This window comes from Bacillus cereus group sp. BfR-BA-01523 (assembly GCF_022662615.1).
Taxonomy (GTDB): Bacteria; Bacillota; Bacilli; order Bacillales; family Bacillaceae_G; genus Bacillus_A; species Bacillus_A mycoides.
Genome location: NZ_JAKUDX010000006.1, coordinates 71773 through 88537, shown reverse-complemented (window position 1 = coordinate 88537; position 16765 = coordinate 71773). Strand labels below are relative to the sequence as shown.

Here is a 16765-nt window from a genome sequence, read left to right as displayed (position 1 = left end):
GGCGATCCTTTTTTGTTATGCGTTATACCCGAATAATTTTAGATCTTCTCCTGAGTCTGAAATTATTTTTTCGAATCGCAATCCTACTTTTTCTAACAGCGTACCTGAAGCAGCATTATCTATAGAAGTAATCGCTACAATTCGTTTCATTCTTAGCTTCTGTACACCGTATTCTATTACAGCAGAAGCTGATTCATAGCCGTATCCTTTCGAACGGAATTTTTCTAAAAAGGCAAAGCCGATATCAACATCTTCTAATGAATCTCTTTTAATAAGGCCGCACATACCAATTGGTGTGAGATTTTCTTTTTGTTCAACTAAGTAAAGACCAAAGCCCATTTTATTATACATATCGACGGGTCCATTTAAGATGTATTTTTTTGCATCTTCTAAGTTTTTAATACCTTTATCACCAATAAATTGAATCCATGCAGGATCATTTACTAATTCAAGAATAAACGGAGCATCTTTTACATCGAGCCAGCGAAGAGTGAGTCTTTCAGTTTCAAGAACTATCAATCTATTGCACCACCTTTAATAGTTATAACAATTAGTATGGATTGCGAAATACAAAAGTGCAACATATTTTAATAGAGCCCTGCTTGTTCACATAAAGTTCGTTTGTTTTGTATAAAAGGATATTTTATAATTAGAATTGATTGTAAAGAGTGAGATACTTATACAATGACTCCTAGGTAACTAGGAGTTTTTACTATATAACTATCATTATTACTAAATATGACGCACTACACATTCTACTTAAGGAGGTACATAATGAAGAAATTATATAATGCATCGTTTACTTATTTGATTATCGGTTTATTGTCAGGAATATTTGCTAGGGAGTATGGAAAATATAAAGGGATTTTAGGATCTACTTTATTAAATCTTTTGCATACGCATACGTTAGTACTTGGCTGTTTCTTCTTTTTAATTGCTTTAGGATTAGCGAAAGTATTCGCGTTTCATGAAGTGAAAGGATTTAATAACTGGTTTATTTTACATAATATCGCATTAACTTTAATGTTAGGTTCGCTAGCAGCGAGAGGATTTCTTCAACTAAATGGAGCGGACTTTAAAGGGTTAACTTATATTGTAGGGTTCTCTCATTCTATGATGGCATTTACTTTAGTTTGGTTTATGATTCTGTTGAAGAAATCGTCTAAAATATAGTTTTATAAAAAAGAACTTGTAGGGAATACTGCAAGTTCTTTTTTATATATAAAATTATAGGAATCTTACTATTCTGATTATTTTGTATAAAAATGGTATAATTAATGTGGCGTAAATAATATAAAAGGAGAGTACGTAATGGAAATAACAATTGAACGTTTAGTAAATGAATTAAAGGATGTACTTCCTGAAGAGCAAGTAGTGGTTAATAAGACAGTAAGAGAGTTACATAGTAAAGATGAATCTTACCATAATAGTAGTTTACCTGATGTAGTTGTTTTTCCAAAAACGATGGAAGAGGTTAGAGCAATAATGAAAGTAGCGAGTGAGCATAAAAAACCTGTCATTCCATTTGGAGTAGGTTCTAGTTTAGAAGGTCATATAATTCCTTATGAAAAGGGGATTACAGTTGATTTTTCATTAATGAACAAAATACTTGAAATAAGAGAGAAAGATTTTCTTGTAAAAGTACAACCAGGAGTGACTCGTTCTCAGCTCAATAAAGAATTGAAAAAGTACGGTTTGTTTTTTAGTGTAGATCCAGGTGCAGATGCAACGTTAGGGGGCATGGCTGCTACGAATGCGAGCGGAACGACAGCGGTTAAGTATGGCGTAATGCGTGATCAAGTTCGTGATTTAGAAGTGGTGCTTGCTGATGGGCAAGTGATACATACTGGCAATTTAGCGGCGAAGTCATCATCAGGTTATCATTTAAATGGTATTTTCGTAGGATCAGAAGGTACGCTTGGATGCTTTACAGAGCTAACATTAAAAGTATACGGCATACCAGAACATGTTATGGCTGCGAGAGCATCGTTTCCAACTATAAATGATGCAGTAGAGGCTGTTATTAATATACTGCAAGCTGGCATTCCAATTGCGAGAATAGAACTTGTTGATGAATTATCTATGAAACAAGTAAATCATTACAATGAAACAAATTACAGAGAAGAACCAACACTGTTTTTAGAGTTTCACGGAAATGAAGCAGGGCTAACGCAAGATATCGAGTTTACGAAGGAAATTGTTTTTGATCATAAATGTAAAGAAGTTGCTTTTGAAACTGAAACTGCGGCGAGAAATAAATTATGGGATGCAAGACATAACTTAGCATACTCTTACGTTCATAGTTACCCTGGTAAAAAGCTGATGAGTACGGATGTTTGTGTACCAATTTCAGAATTAGCTGGCGCAATACAACATGCGAAAGAGACATTAGATAAAGTTGGTCTTGTTGGTGGTATTCTTGGCCATGTAGGAGACGGGAATTTTCACGTGCTCTTAATGATTGATCCAAATGATAAAGATGAAGTGAAAAAAGCGGACGAAATAAATGAAAGTATTGTACTGTATGCTCTTAAGCGTAGCGGAACTTGTACAGGAGAGCATGGCGTTGGAATAGGAAAGCAGAAGTATCAAGAAGAAGAACATGGGGCGGCATTATTGGTAATGGAGAAAATAAAGAAAGCTCTTGATCCGCAAAATATTTTAAATCCGAATAAAATTTTCAAGCTAACAGATAAGGAATGATGAATTTTGGAGAAACGAATTATACACTTTGAAGGATTGGTCGTCTTATTAGCTGCGATTTATATATATGCATTATGTGGGTTTAGTTGGTTATTATTTATCGTATTACTTTTTGCACCTGATTTAGCAATGGTGGCGTACGCTATTAACAAACGTGTTGGTGCACAAATTTATAATCTATTTCACACATATATCATATCAATATTACTTGTTTTAATAGGGGTCTATTTAAAGATGGATACGATTTTAATGATTGGTTTAATATGGACAGCACATATTGGAATGGATCGAATGCTTGGGTATGGATTGAAGTATGAAACTGATTTTAAGGATACGCATATTCAGAGGTTATAAAAGTGATTTGAGAAGGGTGGTCAATTGAAACAATATATTACTGTTGAGAAATATAATACACAATGGGAATGTGAATTTTGTAAATTACAGACGTTGATTAATAACGTAATGGGAGAACTCATTTTTTCTATAGAGCACGTTGGGAGTACATCTGTTAAAGGCCTTGCTTCTAAACCGATATTAGATGTCGATGTTGTAATAGAAGATTATGATGTTTTTCCAAAAGTAATAAAGAGACTTGAACAGGTAGGTTATTTTCATCAAGAAGAGTGGAGTTTTAAGGGGAGAGAGGCTTTTGGGAGAAAGGGTCAATATGTTCCGAGGGACGGGAAGAATACAATTTGGATGGAACATCATTTATATGTATGCGATAAGAATAGTGAAGAGTTAAGAAGACATGTAGCGTTTCGTGAGTATCTTCGTGGAAATCCAAACGTTGTTATTGAATATGGAAAGCTAAAGAAAGAATTAGCAGAAACGGCGGAAAATCGCTTAAATTATAGCTTAGGTAAAACGGAATTTATTGAATATGTATTAGAAAAAGCTATGAAGGATCGTTGAATAAGGGAGTTTGTATAAATAAAAAAATTGACTAAGGTGGCAGAAATCATATAATGCCACCTATTATTTTTGAAACAAAGGTTTTACTATATGCACTGACCTTATAAAAGAATTATCATCTGTCCCTGCCCAATAATAAATCTCGTAAATATAATGGGAAATAAGAAGATAAGAAAAGAGGGAGCTTATGTACATACCAAAACATTTCACTATACAAGATGAAGAGACGAAGTACGAAATGATTGAACAAAATAGCTTTGCAATTTTATTTTCTCAACATAACGGAGCACCGTACGCAACGCATTTACCGTTATTGTTAAATAGGGAAACACTTACTTTATCTGGGCATTTTGCACGTCCAAATGAGCAGTGGAAAGATAGTGGAAATCAACAAGTGTTAGCTATTTTTCAAGGGCCACATAGTTACATCTCTCCGTCATGGTATGAAACAAATAAAGCAGTACCAACATGGAACTATGTTGCGGTGCATGTATATGGGGAGTTAGAAATTGTTGAAGATGAACAGGAATTAATAGATTCTCTTCAAGATTTAGTACATAAATATGAAAATCCAAAGAGCACGTACTCACTGAATAATGTAGATCCGAATTATATGGAAGGATTAAGGAGGGGAATAGTTGGGTTCAGAATAAAGATAAATAAAATAGAAGGGAAAGCGAAGTTAAGTCAAAATCATTCTGTGGAGAGAAGAGAATTAGTTATAGAAGAACTTGAGAAAGTTGGGAGTGAAGGGAGCAGGGGGATTGCAGGGTTGATGAAGAAGGGTGTTTAAAATAATGGTGGAGTGTGAATACACATTTATAAAGTGTTAATATATTGTATTTATAGATTTTTATAGTGATTTAGACGCTGTATTTATGGGGGCAATTTTCTTTAGTGTTTTAAAAAATTTACAGCATGTGATTAATTTAATGGATTTAATGTTAAATAAATGTTGAGAAATATTAATGAGATATTTATATCTTAATATCTATTTGTTATTATTTATATGAGAATATTCAAAAAAGGGGGATCTTATGAACATTCCAGTGAAGGGAAGCGAACAGGTTACAAAGCAACTTAATGAATGGTATCAAGCAATGTTACAACAACAATTGTCAAAAGCAACTAATTTAAAACAAGAAATTGATAAAAATATTGATGTTTTGAAACAAGAATCAAATAAAATGTTGCAAGAACAAAATTTATTATATTATTTCTTACTAGATTTTCGTTATAAAACGCTTGTTGATAGATTTAGTATCACAAAGAGAAGCTTTGACGAAATAGATTCTTTTAAAATTCCGACGGATGGTTTCTTATCTTATTATTACAATTTTTGTAAAGCGGTATATGCTACTATAATTAAAGATTATAAAGAAGCGAAAAAATATTATGAAAAAGCAGAGTTTCTTTTGAAAGACGTTCCAGAAGAAATTGAACAAGCTGAATTTCAATCTAAGTTAGCCTTATTCTATCATAATAATAATGAACCACTTTTAGCTGTTCACTATGCAACTATTTCAAAAGATATCTTCTCTAAACACCAAGGTTATGAAAGTAATACTGCTTCTTGCGAAAATACTATTGGAATGAGTTGTGTATCTCTAAAACAGTTTGAACAGGCCGAGGAACATTTAAATTCTGCATTAAATTTATTACAAAAAAATAATGAAGAAAGATTAATTTCATTCGTGCGGCACAACTTAGGGTGGCTATATGCAAATCAAAACCTTTCTGAATTAGCTATCCGTCACTTATCAGAAGTAACAGAGAAAATACCTAATCATTTCAAAGCTGTTTTTTTACAAGCTAGGGAATATTCTAAGTTAGGTGAAACAAATGTATCTTCTAACCTTATTGAAAAAGGATTGGAACTTTGTTTAGAAGTAGAGAATGAAGAATATACACATCATTTCAATATTTTAAAAGCATTAAATAATAATGTGACTATCGAGGAATTAAAAAGGGTAATTGTTACAGGGATTTCTTATTTCAAAGAAGAGAATCTTTCTTATTATGTAGAAGAATATGCTGAGGTGATGGCAGCTAGGTTATATGAGGTATGTGATTATAAAACGTCTAGTGAATATTTTTGTTTAAGTCTTGAAGCAAGAAAAACAAATGTAGCTAAAGGGGCGTTAAAATAATGAAGAAACTGAGTTTAATGGTAATGAGTTTAGCTGTTACAGGTATTACAGTTTTTACGATAAATACTACTCCAAAGATTCAACAAACAGCAACCGCAAATACTGTCGTCAATAAGTTACAATCGACTCACGGAGAAGGGTGGTCTCCAACGAGACCTGAGTTAGTATACTTAGAGGGAAGACAACTCTAAAGTATTATTTTAAGAGTGCTAGATTTAGTTGATATTATTTACTGGCTTGTAAACATTAAAGGTTTACAAGCCAGTTTTTTGTTGTTAGAGCTACCTTCACCTTCACATTATGTTGAAAGTAATCCGTCATAATTTTAAACTATTGTAATGAATTTTAATAAAAGATTGTTGAGGAATATAGTGAAGATATTGGAACATACAAATTCTCATTAGTTATATTAAAATGGATTCATTCTCTTCTCCTTTATTTTTTATCAACATTTGTACAATAGCTGGATTTTTATATTCGAGAATAGTTGTTCCTTATCGATGTACCTGAATATAATAAGAAAAAATGAAGATTGAATAGAAGAATTTTAATAGAACAGTTACCAAGTTAACGCATTAGGAAAGAAATAGGTAGGAAGTAAGGAGCTCTCCTTTGTTCGTGACAGCTTGTTTGGTGTATGTATCTTTTTCGCATGGGAGGAAATTGATAGAGGTGATAATATACAACTGTAATCAAATAGAATATGCTAACGATATGTAATACATAAAAGAAACGCAAACTAGAGTATTAAATTACGTTTTTTTTTCACAAGATGGAGAAAAAAGTAGAAAAGGTGTTTTTATACGAAAACACCTTTTCTACTTATAATGTTCCTTTATGGAAAATAACGAATCGTGTACTTGAATTTAGTGGGAATTACACTAATAAATAATACAATTAGGAGCAGAAAAACAGTCTTAGTGCTCTAAATCACGTCCCGCAAAAAGTCCTATAAGGGCGATTCGACGGCGCTGGAGGCATGCAGTAATCCGCTTGTTCTTGAGAATATTCATAAGGATTTGCTAAAGCTTGAAGAAGTTTCTCCATTACGCTATAGTCTCCATCTTTAACAGCTGCTTCTAGTGCTTCTTCTACTCTGTGGTTGCGAGGGATGATTACTGGGTTGTTATTTTTCATTAATTTGTATGCATCATCTTTCGATTCTTTTTGTCTTTCTAACCGAGATTGCCATAGCTCGTACCATTCTTTAAATTCAGGACTTTCAAATAAAGGTGCATTTTCTAATATATTGTCAGTTAATGCACGGAATGTATTTGTATAATCTGCTTTATATTTTTCCATTGCTTTTAAAAGTTTCTCAATAAGGGATTGATCTTGCTCTTCATTGCTAAATAGTCCTAATTTCTTCTTTATTCCGAGGAACCAATTGTTTTCGTACTGCACGCTAAACTTTGAAATTTCATCTTGTGCAATTTTTAGTGCTTCTTCTTCATCTTCATGTAGTATCGGTATTAAAGATTCAGCTAAACGTGCGAGATCCCATGCAGCCATATATGGTTGATTTCCGTATGCATAACGGCCTTGTGTGTCAATAGAGCTAAATACTGTTCCTTGATTATAACTATCCATAAAGGCACATGGACCGTAATCAATCGTTTCACCGCTAATCGTTATATTGTCAGTGTTCATTACGCCGTGAATGAAGCCAACGAGTTGCCATTTTGCGATAAGGCTTGCTTGTCTCTTAATGACTTCTTGTAGTAGTGCGACATATGGATTTTCAGTAGATTCAACCTCTGGATAATGTCTTTTTATCGTATAATCAGCTAAAGCTTTGAGATCTTCGATTGAGCCTCGAGCTGCGGCGTATTGGAATGTTCCAACGCGTATATGACTGCTTGCAACTCTAGTTAAAATAGCTCCAGGTAACTTCGTTTCGCGATAGATTGGTTCGCCAGTGGAGACTACTGCTAAACTGCGAGTAGTTGGAATATCAAGCGCGTACATCGCTTCACTAATAATATACTCACGTAGCATTGGACCGAGCGCCGCACGACCATCACCGCGGCGTGAATATGGAGTTGGACCGGAACCTTTCAATTGAATATCAAACCGTTCGCCTGAAGGAGTAATTTGTTCTCCAATTAAAAGGGCACGACCATCTCCTAACATGTTGAAATGACCAAATTGGTGCCCAGCATACGCTTGAGCTAGTGGATGAGCTCCTTCTGGAATAGTATTACCAGCTAAAATGGCGATTTCAGCGTCCTTTTTTAGTTCCTCAGGATTAAAGCCAAGAGATATTGCTAAAGAATTATTTAGTTTAATTAACTCCGGTGAGTGTACAGGAGTTGGGGGGATTTCTGTATAAAATGATTGTGGTAAAGTCGTATAACTATTATCTAAATTCCAACCTGCTTCATTATTTTTAGTCATTTTATCTCCTCCTTGTTTATTTTTTTATTATGTATTTGTACGTATGTATTCTTTGTAAAATTAGCTAAAAGTATAATATGATATTTCTCCTTGAAATCTATTGTAAGGACTTCATTGCACTATGTCTATTTAACAGCAAATAATAAAACTCCATTTTTGAAAAATGGAGTTTTATTATTTGATTTTTACAATTATCTTTCCTTTTGCTCTTCCAGACTCTGAATATTCCATTGCTTTTTGAGTATCTTCAAAAGGGAAAATGCAATCGATTATAGGTTTGATTTGTCCAGATTCAATATACTTTGCAATTAGACGTAATTGATCTCCGCTTGGTTTCATAAACAAAAACGAATATTGAGCATTATGCTTTTTTTCAAGTGCAGTAAGTTTTTTGCTTGCTAATGAAAATAAGAGTGTTTTGAAAAATCCTGAACCAAATTCTTTACCGAAGCGAGCATTCGGCATTCCTGAAATGGAAACAATGTTCCCTTCGCTTTTTATAATATCGAATGATTTTTCAAGTGTTGTACCGCCAAGTGTATCAAATACCGCATCATAATTTTTCAGTATATCTTCAAACTTTTCTTTTTTGTAATTAATAATTTCATCTGCGCCAAGAGACTTTACTAAATTTTCACCAGCTTCACTAGCAGTTGTTGCAACAGTGGCACCCATTATTTTTGCTAACTGAATTGCGAAAGTACCAACACCGCCGGATCCAGCGTGAATCAAAATCTTTTGTCCTTTTTGTAATTGCATGATGTCATGTAATGCTTGATATGATGTTAAGCCAACGAGAGGAATCGACGCCGCTTCCTCAAAAGTTAAATTTTTCGGTTTTAAGGCTATATCATCTTCATGAATGGCTATATATTCCGCAAAAGTACCGATCTTATCTTTTCTTGGACGTGCATATATTTCATCACCAACTTTAAATTGAGTCACCTTTGTTCCGACTTTTACAATGACACCAGAAAAGTCATTACCAAGAATAAGGGGCATTTTATATTTAAGTAACAACTTCACCTTTCCATCGCGTATTTTAAAATCAATTGGGTTAATGCTAGCTGCATGAATTTCTGCGAGCACCTCATACTCATTTATTTCAGGGGTGGGCATCTCAGTCATACGCATTGGAATTTTCCCGTACTTATCAATCACCATTGCTCTCATTTCTTATACCTCCAAAGTTCAATAAAAGTTTTGCAGTAGCTTCTCAATATCTAATACAAGGTTTTTTAATAATCCTAATTTTGTACGTATGTCAATATAATAAAAGTTCTTTGTACCTTCTTTACGCATTAAAATAATACCAGCTTCTCGTAAAATCTTAAGGTGATGTGATACTGCTGGTCGAGAAAGGTGTGTTTGTTTAGTGATTTCGCCAATACGTAATCCAGTTTGACATTCTGTTTTCATTAGAACTAACAAAATAGCTTGACGTGTTTCGTCACCAATTGCCACTAATACTTTTTGACAATTAATAAAATCTTCTTTAATAACATTTAATTGTTCTTGTTTATTCATTTCAATCACTATACCTCCAATAATTAGTCGAAAGGTTTAAGATGATGAACCATTACATCGATACGGTAATGCTACATGAATGTTGTATGAGCTGCAATATTGAGAAAGAAAATCGAGACGAATCCATTTTTACGTATTGAAAATAATGGAGTAGTTATTATAGGGAATAGAAAATAATGGAGTTGAAAGGTAGAAAATGATTTAACAATACGATGTCTGCCGAGGATAAAGGGTAGCCATTTAACAATAAAATAAGCGGTCGTAACCTTGTATAATTTACAAGGTTACGACCGCTTATAATGTTTTTATTATTTTTGATGTCTATATCAGAGAATAGTTCAAAGTAAAGCCTTCTTTTTTATCCTTTCATACACACACAAATTAAGTGACTTGTAGATGTATGAAAGGATAAAAGTAATTTGGGGCGTAATCTATCTATATAATAATTCAAAATGAAATATAAGTCTATATTTTTGTTGGTTTTTTGATTATATTTATGTCACTGAGCTCAGAAGAATATATGTGGAGGGAAAATGTATGGAATCGAAACATGTACCAGTTTTAATTGTTGGAGGGGGATTATCAGGATTATCGTCTGCATTATTTCTTGCGAAACATAACATTGATTATGTACTTATTGAAAGGCATCCGTCTACTGCGATTCATCCGAAAGCGGGTGGAATTACATTTCGCACAATGGAATTATTCCGAGAACTGGGTCTAGAAAAAGGAATTAGATTAGCTGGTAAAGCATTAGAGAATTGTCACGGGAGAATTGCAGTTCAAACAATAGCTGAGGTAAAGCATGAAGAGTTGGAACAAATAAGGGCGGCGCAGTATGAAAATAGCGAAAATTTATTTCGTAAAGTGGAAGAGATTAGCCCATCAAAACAAACTGCTTGTTATCAAATTACTTTAGAGGAGATGATGTTACAAGAAGCACAGAGATTAGGCGGGAAGCTATCTTTTTATCATGAACTAGTTTCTTATGAGCAAAATGGAAACGGAGTAATAGCAACGATTCGAAATCGTAAAACGAAAGAAGAGAGCATGATTCATTGTGATTATGTAATTGCAGCAGATGGAGCGAAAAGTAAAATACGTGAACAGTTAGGTATTTTAACCGAGGGCCGTGGTACAATCGGTGGTTATTATATGAACATATATTTTGAAGCGGATTTGAGTGAATGTATTAAAGGAGACGCATTCGGTTTTACTATGATACTTCATCCAGAAGTAATTGGTGCGCTTATTCCAGTCGATAACGAAAGTAAATGGATTTATCATGTAGCTTATGATCCAGTAAAAGGGGAGCGACCAGAGGATTTCTCTATAGAACGCTGTAAACAAATTATTCAAACTGCAATTGGAAGTACGGATATTAAGCCAGAAATAGTAAGTGTTTTGCCGTGGGAAGCGAGTGAAAGTACAGCGGTAAAATTTCAGGGCAATCGCATCTTTTTAGTTGGTGACTCGGCGCATATTATGCCGCCAACAGGAGGATTCGGTTCAAATACAGGAATACAAGATGCACATAATTTAGCTTGGAAATTAGCGGCTGTTATAAAAGGGAAAGCAAATCCAAAATTGTTAGAAACGTATCATGACGAGAGATATCCTGTTGCAAAATTAACGACGGACCATGCGAGTAGTATATTATTTCGTGCTGCGAATAGAGAGGAAGGTAATTTGAGTAATATGGATAGTTTAGCTGTCACTGCTGGTTATCAGTATTGCTCAGAAGCAATTATAGACGAATGTAACACACCGCATAGAATGGATATAGTTTATTTGAACGGACGCCCTGGAACGCGTGCGCCACATTTTTGGGGAACTTATGAAGGAAAAGAAGTTTCTATACTTGATCTATTTGGTAGCAACTTTGTGTTACTTACTGGAGCAGAGCCTAGTACTTGGACTGAAGCTGCACGTGACGTTTCATCTAAATTAGGAGTAAATATAAAAGTGTATCGTGTTGGTTTAAGTGGAGACTTTGTTGCTCAAAAAGATGTTTTGAGTGAACTATATGGGATAGGGCATGGAGGTGCTGCATTGATTAGACCAGATGGCTTTATAGGATGGCGTTTGGAAAAAGAGGTAGTAAATCCAGATGTAGTGCTTGAAGAAGTAATGGGTAATTTATTATGTGATTTTTAAGTAACTAAGGAAGTATTGTCTTATATAGGACGATACTTCTATTTTTTTAGCTTACAAAATAAAATTGTTTAGTGAAGAGCCATTATTATTATAAAAATATATGTAAATTAATTCCCTTTCTTTTTGTTATTGTTAGAATTTTTTTAGTTTTTAGTTATAAGTGTTGGCAATTACTAGATTGAATCATTTTTTTATTGTATTATATTTCCTAGAGATTATATATTAAGCTAGGGAGTGGGACTATTTGACTATTGAACCTCTTATTTTATCAAATAAAGAAGTATATGTATTAACTGGTATATTTGACCATGAAACGATGATTGGAATTGAGAACCCCTTTGAAAATTGGTCAGATGAGGAAATAGACAAAGAATTAGATGTAATGTACGAGAATTGGACAAACGAAGAGCTACTCATAATAAAAGAAGATGAAACATTATGTGACAAACAACTTTTAGAATATTTTCGTATTTGTTTAACTACAGGATTTGTTATTGAAGTACAGATAAGTAAAAACAGCGCTTTAGAAAAAAACATTTTCTATTTTAGTGAGAAAAAGGTTATACAAAATGTAATAACAGATGATAACGGTGAAAAACAATGTACATTTAAAGAATGCGGGACACCAGAGGTAGCTTGGCAATTTATATATCAAGCATTACAGCCTAAAAATACTTTCTCTCGTCCAAATTATACATTTAAAATCCCTTCTTCTGCATATAAGGAAACTATTTTAAATCAATCAAACAAGCAATTAGTAGATTACTTGAAACTTTACTTAGATGATCAAGCTTCCTTAGAGTTAGCAAACATTATACATAATCGTGAAGAATTAAATACTGTTCAAGTTCATTATTATATAAAAGACTCATGGTCTACAGACTGTATTCAGTTTTTATATAGTCAAAACCAATATTGGCTAATCCAAAAAGTTTTAGATAATAAGCAAACACAAACGAATTTTATTTGCCTTGATACCTTTACAATTACTGAAGAGATAAAGAAAATGGTACTTTATCTTAAATCATTAGGCGGTAAAACAAGGTGAGCGGTGAAATTAAGGTTACTCCTGATCATTTAAGGAAACTGGCTTCTAATATAGAACAAACAGCTCATGAGCTATCTGAAACACATCAACGTATCAATCAGCAGTTATTTGATATTCCTTTCCAAGTATCTGGAAGAGATGCTGTGTTAAATCAATCCCAATACGCAGGCTCAGTGTTAGCTACTATAACGACAGTTTTAAAAGAACATAGTGATGCATTAAGAAAAGCTGCTGATCGTTTTGAGAAGGCTGATCAACAAGAAGTTTCATTTGGAGAAGAAGCAATTGATGTTAATTGGTTTGCACCGTTGGGTGGCGATATTGGTGATTGGAAAGATAACCCTACGGGATCATTATTTACTTTACTTGGTACTGTAACTGAAGGTGCAGCTGCCTACAAGTTGGCAGCTTTACATAATAAAGGTTTGCGTGTAGCACCCTACACAAATAAAAAAGGAAAAGAAATGGTAAGGTTTCAAAATCGCAACGTACTAAAGGATAAAAATGGACTTAATGTGATAAGACGTACAAAATTACCTTTAGCCGAAGTAAAGCAAATAGACGATGTAAAAAGACATGTTTTATCACCAAAAGAAATTCTTAAAGATTCATTGAAATTAAAAACAAATGTTTTAGGCTATGCAGCTGTAGGATGGGATGTAATTAATGATACAAAGGAAAATATTGAAAATAAAGCGTCAAAAACTAAGATAGCTGGTGATATTATTGGTGATGCAGCAATCGGGATTGGCTCTACTGCTACTAGTGCATGGGCTGGTGCTGCAATAGGTACAGTAATTGGGGGACCAATTGGAACTGTAGTTGGGGCCGGAATTGGCTTTGGTATTTCTATAGGGATGAGTGTGTTAACAGATGGAATCAAATTTAACAAAGGTGATTGGAATCATGATGGCAAACAGGATTCGGTAAAAGATAGAGTTAAATCTGGAATCGGAACTGTATTAGATAAAATCTTTTAATTTTTGATGAGGTGCGTAATGGACAAATATAATGGCAACAACATAGAGGATTGTATACGAATATTAATACCATTTAATATAAGGAATATTGTAGGCTTTGTATGGTTATTTATGAATTTTATGCTACTTATCATTCTATTCATATTTCCGCCGTACAATATATACTCTTACGCAGCTTTTCCATTTTATGTGATATGTAATCTATGGGGAATTTGGGTTTCTATTCATAAGCCTCGGCAGCCTCAATTGCAACATTTACTATATTCTGGATTTGTTGCTTTAAGTATTTCATTTTGTAGCTTCATAGCTGTGCAAAAGTTAGCTTACGAATTCGTAGAAATAGAGTCACCTTTATTTTTTACTCTATCGCTTATTGCATATAGTTTAATTGTTTATAAATCTGAATTATTCTGGATTAAATATTTTACAGCCCGCTTAAGGGGGACAACTGATCAAGATATGAAAATTCCTAAAATTGTATATTTTTCGGGTTTAGGTTATATGATTGGTCAAGTTATTATTGGGATTTTGAGCCAAAAAGCTATGGCGATTGTGCTAATCGTTATTTTTTCATTTATTTCAGTTGTTTTCCTAGCGCTAAGTACACATTTGTATTTTTACTTTGATTTCAAAAAACAATGTATTGCTTCAGGACATTTAAAAAAATTACATTCTCAAAAGAAGCCTAGATTGTCAAGGAAGGAAAGGAGACAATCCACGGCTGCTTCGGGACATGTAAATATACCCTATTCTCAAAAGAAACCTAAACTTACAAGAAAGGAGAAAAGACAATGAATTCGCAACTTTTTCCTATAGGTTCTATTGTAATTTTAAAAGAAGGTACAAAGAAACTCATGATTTTTGGGAGGAAACAACAAGTAGAAACGGATGAGGTAAGGAAGTTCGATTATATGGGGTGTCCTTATCCAGAAGGCTATATGAATCCAGATTTCACATATTTATTTAACCATGATGATATTCAAGAAGTTGTTTCAACAGGATATGAAGATCAAGAAGAACGTACTTTCCAAGAAAATGTATTGTCTAAAATATAATAAGGAATAATGTAAAAAAAACTGTTTAAATAAGCAGTTTTTTTTACATTATTCCTTAATTCCAGTTTGGATGTTTCATTCCATGTAAACTAGTACCACCTGTGACGATAATTTGTGCACCTAAACCTTGTTGATAAGCATGTAAAGGAGTTTGCCAATTACCAGGATGGGAACCACCGAAAACGAAAATTGCATCACACTGTTGTGGTGTTGATTCTTTTAGGAAAGCGATTTCGGTTATTTCTTCAATTTGTTTTTTCGTAAGATGTGGGACTTCAGGATATTTAGGGATTACCATATGAAAACCTCCTATATAGTGAAATGTTAAATTCATTATATAGCGATGTTGTTTAGTGGAAAAAGGGAAGTTTTTCATTTGACAGTTCCCCTTTTATGATAACTCTCCTATAAACAAAAGTTCTCCTTCATCATAAAATTTATCTTCATCCTTGATTATCTCTTGGAAATGCAATGTTTGGACACTGTTAGAAATTGATATTTTCCATTCATGCCCGAAGTCGGAAGCATTGGAGAGGGGAATCCATTTTTGAAATTCGTTATCTCTATTGAAAAAATTTTGAAAGTAGTCATCGTTTTTAAATATGATGATTTGTGAGTTCCATAAGCTTGATATTTTGATCATAACAACGACTCGATATGTATTTGTATCGTTCGGTTTCATTGTCATTAATTGATTTGCTTGATTTAACAGGGTTTGAATGCACAATCGCTTTACTTTCCTAGGTGTTGTACTAGAATCGATAAAAGCTTGAGAGCCTGGTAAAGGCATATGCCAGTATTCATCGTTATAGAAAGTAGACGGAAATACTTTAGTAGAGTCTTCAATTCTTTTTATAAGAGTTTTTGTTTTTCGTTTCATTCCGCGTATTTTTTTTTCACGCATTGTTGATCATCTCCATAAATTTTTGCAAGGCAGCTGAGTGGAAAATATCTTTTCGAATAATAAAAGTAGTAGGAACCTTTCTAAAGTGATTTGGTAATGTATTTAAAGATAAACCATGTTCGTAATCTGGAATAATAGATTTCAGCATAATAGCCGTACCCATACCTGATTTTACACATGCAAGTATTGCTTCAATTGTTCCGAACTCTAGTATTCTTTTAGGTGAAATCCCTTCTTCTTGAAGCCAGTTTTCTAATAGTTTTCTGTAATAACAACCTTGACTAAAAGCGAGTAAATTCAGTTCTTCTATTGTTTTAAAGGAAGATAGAGGAGTCTTGCTAATGAGAACGAGTTCTTCTTCTCGAAATGAAAGTGTATGAAGTTCAGTATGCTGAATATTTCCAGCGATAAGAGCCCCGTCTAGTTTTCGCTCTAAAACGAGCTGAGTTAATTGGTCTGTCGTATTTGTTTCTAGAATCAATTCAACTTCTGGATACTTTTCATAATAGGTCGTTAATATAGGCGGGAGACGAACGGCTGTTGTCGATTCTGTACACCCGATTTTTAACGTGCCTTTTGGCTCAGTTCCGTTACTTTGGACAGCTTGAATGGATTGATCGATTAGATGGATGATTTGTTTTGCATATGTTAATAAAATTTCTCCGTTAGAAGTTAAAGTAACGCCTTTTCCATTTCGATAAAATAAAGGCATACTTAACTCAATTTCTAGTTGTTTTATACGCATCGTTACACCTGATTGTACATAGTTTAAGTTTTTAGCAGCATGAGATATATTTCCTACTGTCGCAACTTCGTAAAAAACCGTTAAATCTTTTATGTCCATTTATTATCACCCCGAAAAAGGTATCAATTTTTTTGATGGATTCTATTATTAACACTTATTTTACATGATATCAGAACCTTCATAC

At 33.6% G+C, this 16765-nt stretch carries 18 protein-coding genes and 1 pseudogene; 12 read left to right on the top strand and 7 right to left on the bottom strand.

Annotation, left to right across the window (positions count from 1 at the left end):
- Nucleotides 1–15 precede the first annotated feature (15 nt).
- Nucleotides 16–519, bottom strand: coding sequence for a GNAT family N-acetyltransferase (locus tag MR066_RS17225; protein ID WP_002142650.1), 504 nt, complete (start codon nt 517–519; stop codon nt 16–18).
- A 255-nt stretch (nt 520–774) separates the two neighbouring features.
- Here MR066_RS17225 and MR066_RS17220 point away from each other — a divergent pair, with 255 nt between their 5' ends.
- The 7 genes from MR066_RS17220 to MR066_RS17190 all read left to right on the top strand — a co-directional run bounded on the left by MR066_RS17220 (nt 775) and on the right by MR066_RS17190 (nt 5959).
- The gene (locus MR066_RS17220) at nt 775–1173 is read left to right on the top strand and encodes a DUF2871 family protein (protein ID WP_242247926.1); all 399 of its coding nucleotides are present in this window, start codon (nt 775–777) and stop codon (nt 1171–1173) included.
- Nucleotides 1174–1311: 138 nt separating this feature from the next.
- The gene (locus tag MR066_RS17215) at nt 1312–2703 is read left to right on the top strand and encodes an FAD-binding oxidoreductase (protein WP_242247924.1); all 1392 of its coding nucleotides are present in this window, start codon (nt 1312–1314) and stop codon (nt 2701–2703) included.
- Nucleotides 2704–2709: 6 nt separating this feature from the next.
- Complete coding sequence (locus MR066_RS17210; RefSeq protein WP_002111060.1) at nt 2710–3057, top strand: DUF4260 domain-containing protein; 348 nt, start codon at nt 2710–2712, stop codon at nt 3055–3057.
- A gap of 24 nt (nt 3058–3081) precedes the next feature.
- The gene (locus MR066_RS17205; protein WP_242247914.1) at nt 3082–3618 is read left to right on the top strand and encodes a GrpB family protein; all 537 of its coding nucleotides are present in this window, start codon (nt 3082–3084) and stop codon (nt 3616–3618) included.
- Nucleotides 3619–3805: 187 nt separating this feature from the next.
- Nucleotides 3806–4411, top strand: coding sequence for an FMN-binding negative transcriptional regulator (locus tag MR066_RS17200; protein ID WP_242247913.1), 606 nt, complete (start codon nt 3806–3808; stop codon nt 4409–4411).
- A 244-nt stretch (nt 4412–4655) separates the two neighbouring features.
- The gene (locus MR066_RS17195; RefSeq protein WP_242247912.1) at nt 4656–5768 is read left to right on the top strand and encodes a response regulator aspartate phosphatase; all 1113 of its coding nucleotides are present in this window, start codon (nt 4656–4658) and stop codon (nt 5766–5768) included.
- Nucleotides 5768–5959 carry a Phr family secreted Rap phosphatase inhibitor gene (locus tag MR066_RS17190; RefSeq protein ID WP_002165311.1) on the top strand — a complete coding sequence of 64 codons (192 nt, stop codon included), beginning with the start codon at nt 5768–5770 and terminating at the stop codon, nt 5957–5959. The genes MR066_RS17195 and MR066_RS17190 overlap by 1 nt, the downstream gene beginning before the upstream one ends.
- A gap of 739 nt (nt 5960–6698) precedes the next feature.
- Here MR066_RS17190 and MR066_RS17185 read toward each other — a convergent pair.
- The 3 genes from MR066_RS17185 to MR066_RS17175 form a co-directional block, all read right to left on the bottom strand.
- Complete coding sequence (locus MR066_RS17185) at nt 6699–8165, bottom strand: protein adenylyltransferase SelO (protein WP_242247911.1); 1467 nt, start codon at nt 8163–8165, stop codon at nt 6699–6701.
- Nucleotides 8166–8339: 174 nt separating this feature from the next.
- The gene (locus MR066_RS17180; protein WP_242247910.1) at nt 8340–9338 is read right to left on the bottom strand and encodes an NADP-dependent oxidoreductase; all 999 of its coding nucleotides are present in this window, start codon (nt 9336–9338) and stop codon (nt 8340–8342) included.
- An 18-nt stretch (nt 9339–9356) separates the two neighbouring features.
- On the bottom strand, nt 9357–9701 hold the full coding sequence (locus MR066_RS17175) for an ArsR/SmtB family transcription factor (protein ID WP_242247907.1): 345 nt from the start codon (nt 9699–9701) through the stop codon (nt 9357–9359).
- 528 nt (nt 9702–10229) lie between these two features.
- On the opposite strand from MR066_RS17175, the gene MR066_RS17170 reads away from it, so the two are divergent.
- From MR066_RS17170 to MR066_RS17150, 5 genes are all read left to right on the top strand, one after another.
- Complete coding sequence (locus MR066_RS17170; protein WP_242247890.1) at nt 10230–11849, top strand: FAD-dependent oxidoreductase; 1620 nt, start codon at nt 10230–10232, stop codon at nt 11847–11849.
- Between the two features lie 244 nt (nt 11850–12093).
- Complete coding sequence (locus MR066_RS17165) at nt 12094–12897, top strand: hypothetical protein (RefSeq protein WP_002033419.1); 804 nt, start codon at nt 12094–12096, stop codon at nt 12895–12897.
- Nucleotides 12894–13877, top strand: coding sequence for a WXG100 family type VII secretion target (locus MR066_RS17160; protein ID WP_061689230.1), 984 nt, complete (start codon nt 12894–12896; stop codon nt 13875–13877). Before MR066_RS17165 ends, MR066_RS17160 begins: the two co-directional genes overlap by 4 nt.
- A gap of 18 nt (nt 13878–13895) precedes the next feature.
- Nucleotides 13896–14672 (top strand): hypothetical protein, encoded by a 777-nt coding sequence (locus tag MR066_RS17155; protein WP_242247887.1) that lies wholly within the window; start codon nt 13896–13898, stop codon nt 14670–14672.
- Nucleotides 14669–14932 carry a DUF4176 domain-containing protein gene (locus MR066_RS17150; RefSeq protein WP_001088077.1) on the top strand — a complete coding sequence of 88 codons (264 nt, stop codon included), beginning with the start codon at nt 14669–14671 and terminating at the stop codon, nt 14930–14932. Before MR066_RS17155 ends, MR066_RS17150 begins: the two co-directional genes overlap by 4 nt.
- A gap of 58 nt (nt 14933–14990) precedes the next feature.
- Here the strand turns inward: MR066_RS17150 and MR066_RS17145 are convergent.
- The 3 genes and pseudogenes from MR066_RS17145 to MR066_RS17135 all read right to left on the bottom strand — a co-directional run.
- Nucleotides 14991–15230: pseudogene (locus MR066_RS17145) on the bottom strand (hypothetical protein); the annotation flags it as partial.
- Between the two features lie 93 nt (nt 15231–15323).
- Nucleotides 15324–15836, bottom strand: a complete 513-nt coding sequence (locus MR066_RS17140) for a DUF3916 domain-containing protein (RefSeq protein ID WP_215559928.1) — start codon at nt 15834–15836, stop codon at nt 15324–15326.
- The gene (locus tag MR066_RS17135; RefSeq protein WP_242247885.1) at nt 15829–16680 is read right to left on the bottom strand and encodes a LysR family transcriptional regulator; all 852 of its coding nucleotides are present in this window, start codon (nt 16678–16680) and stop codon (nt 15829–15831) included. Before MR066_RS17135 ends, MR066_RS17140 begins: the two co-directional genes overlap by 8 nt.
- Nucleotides 16681–16765 lie beyond the last annotated feature (85 nt).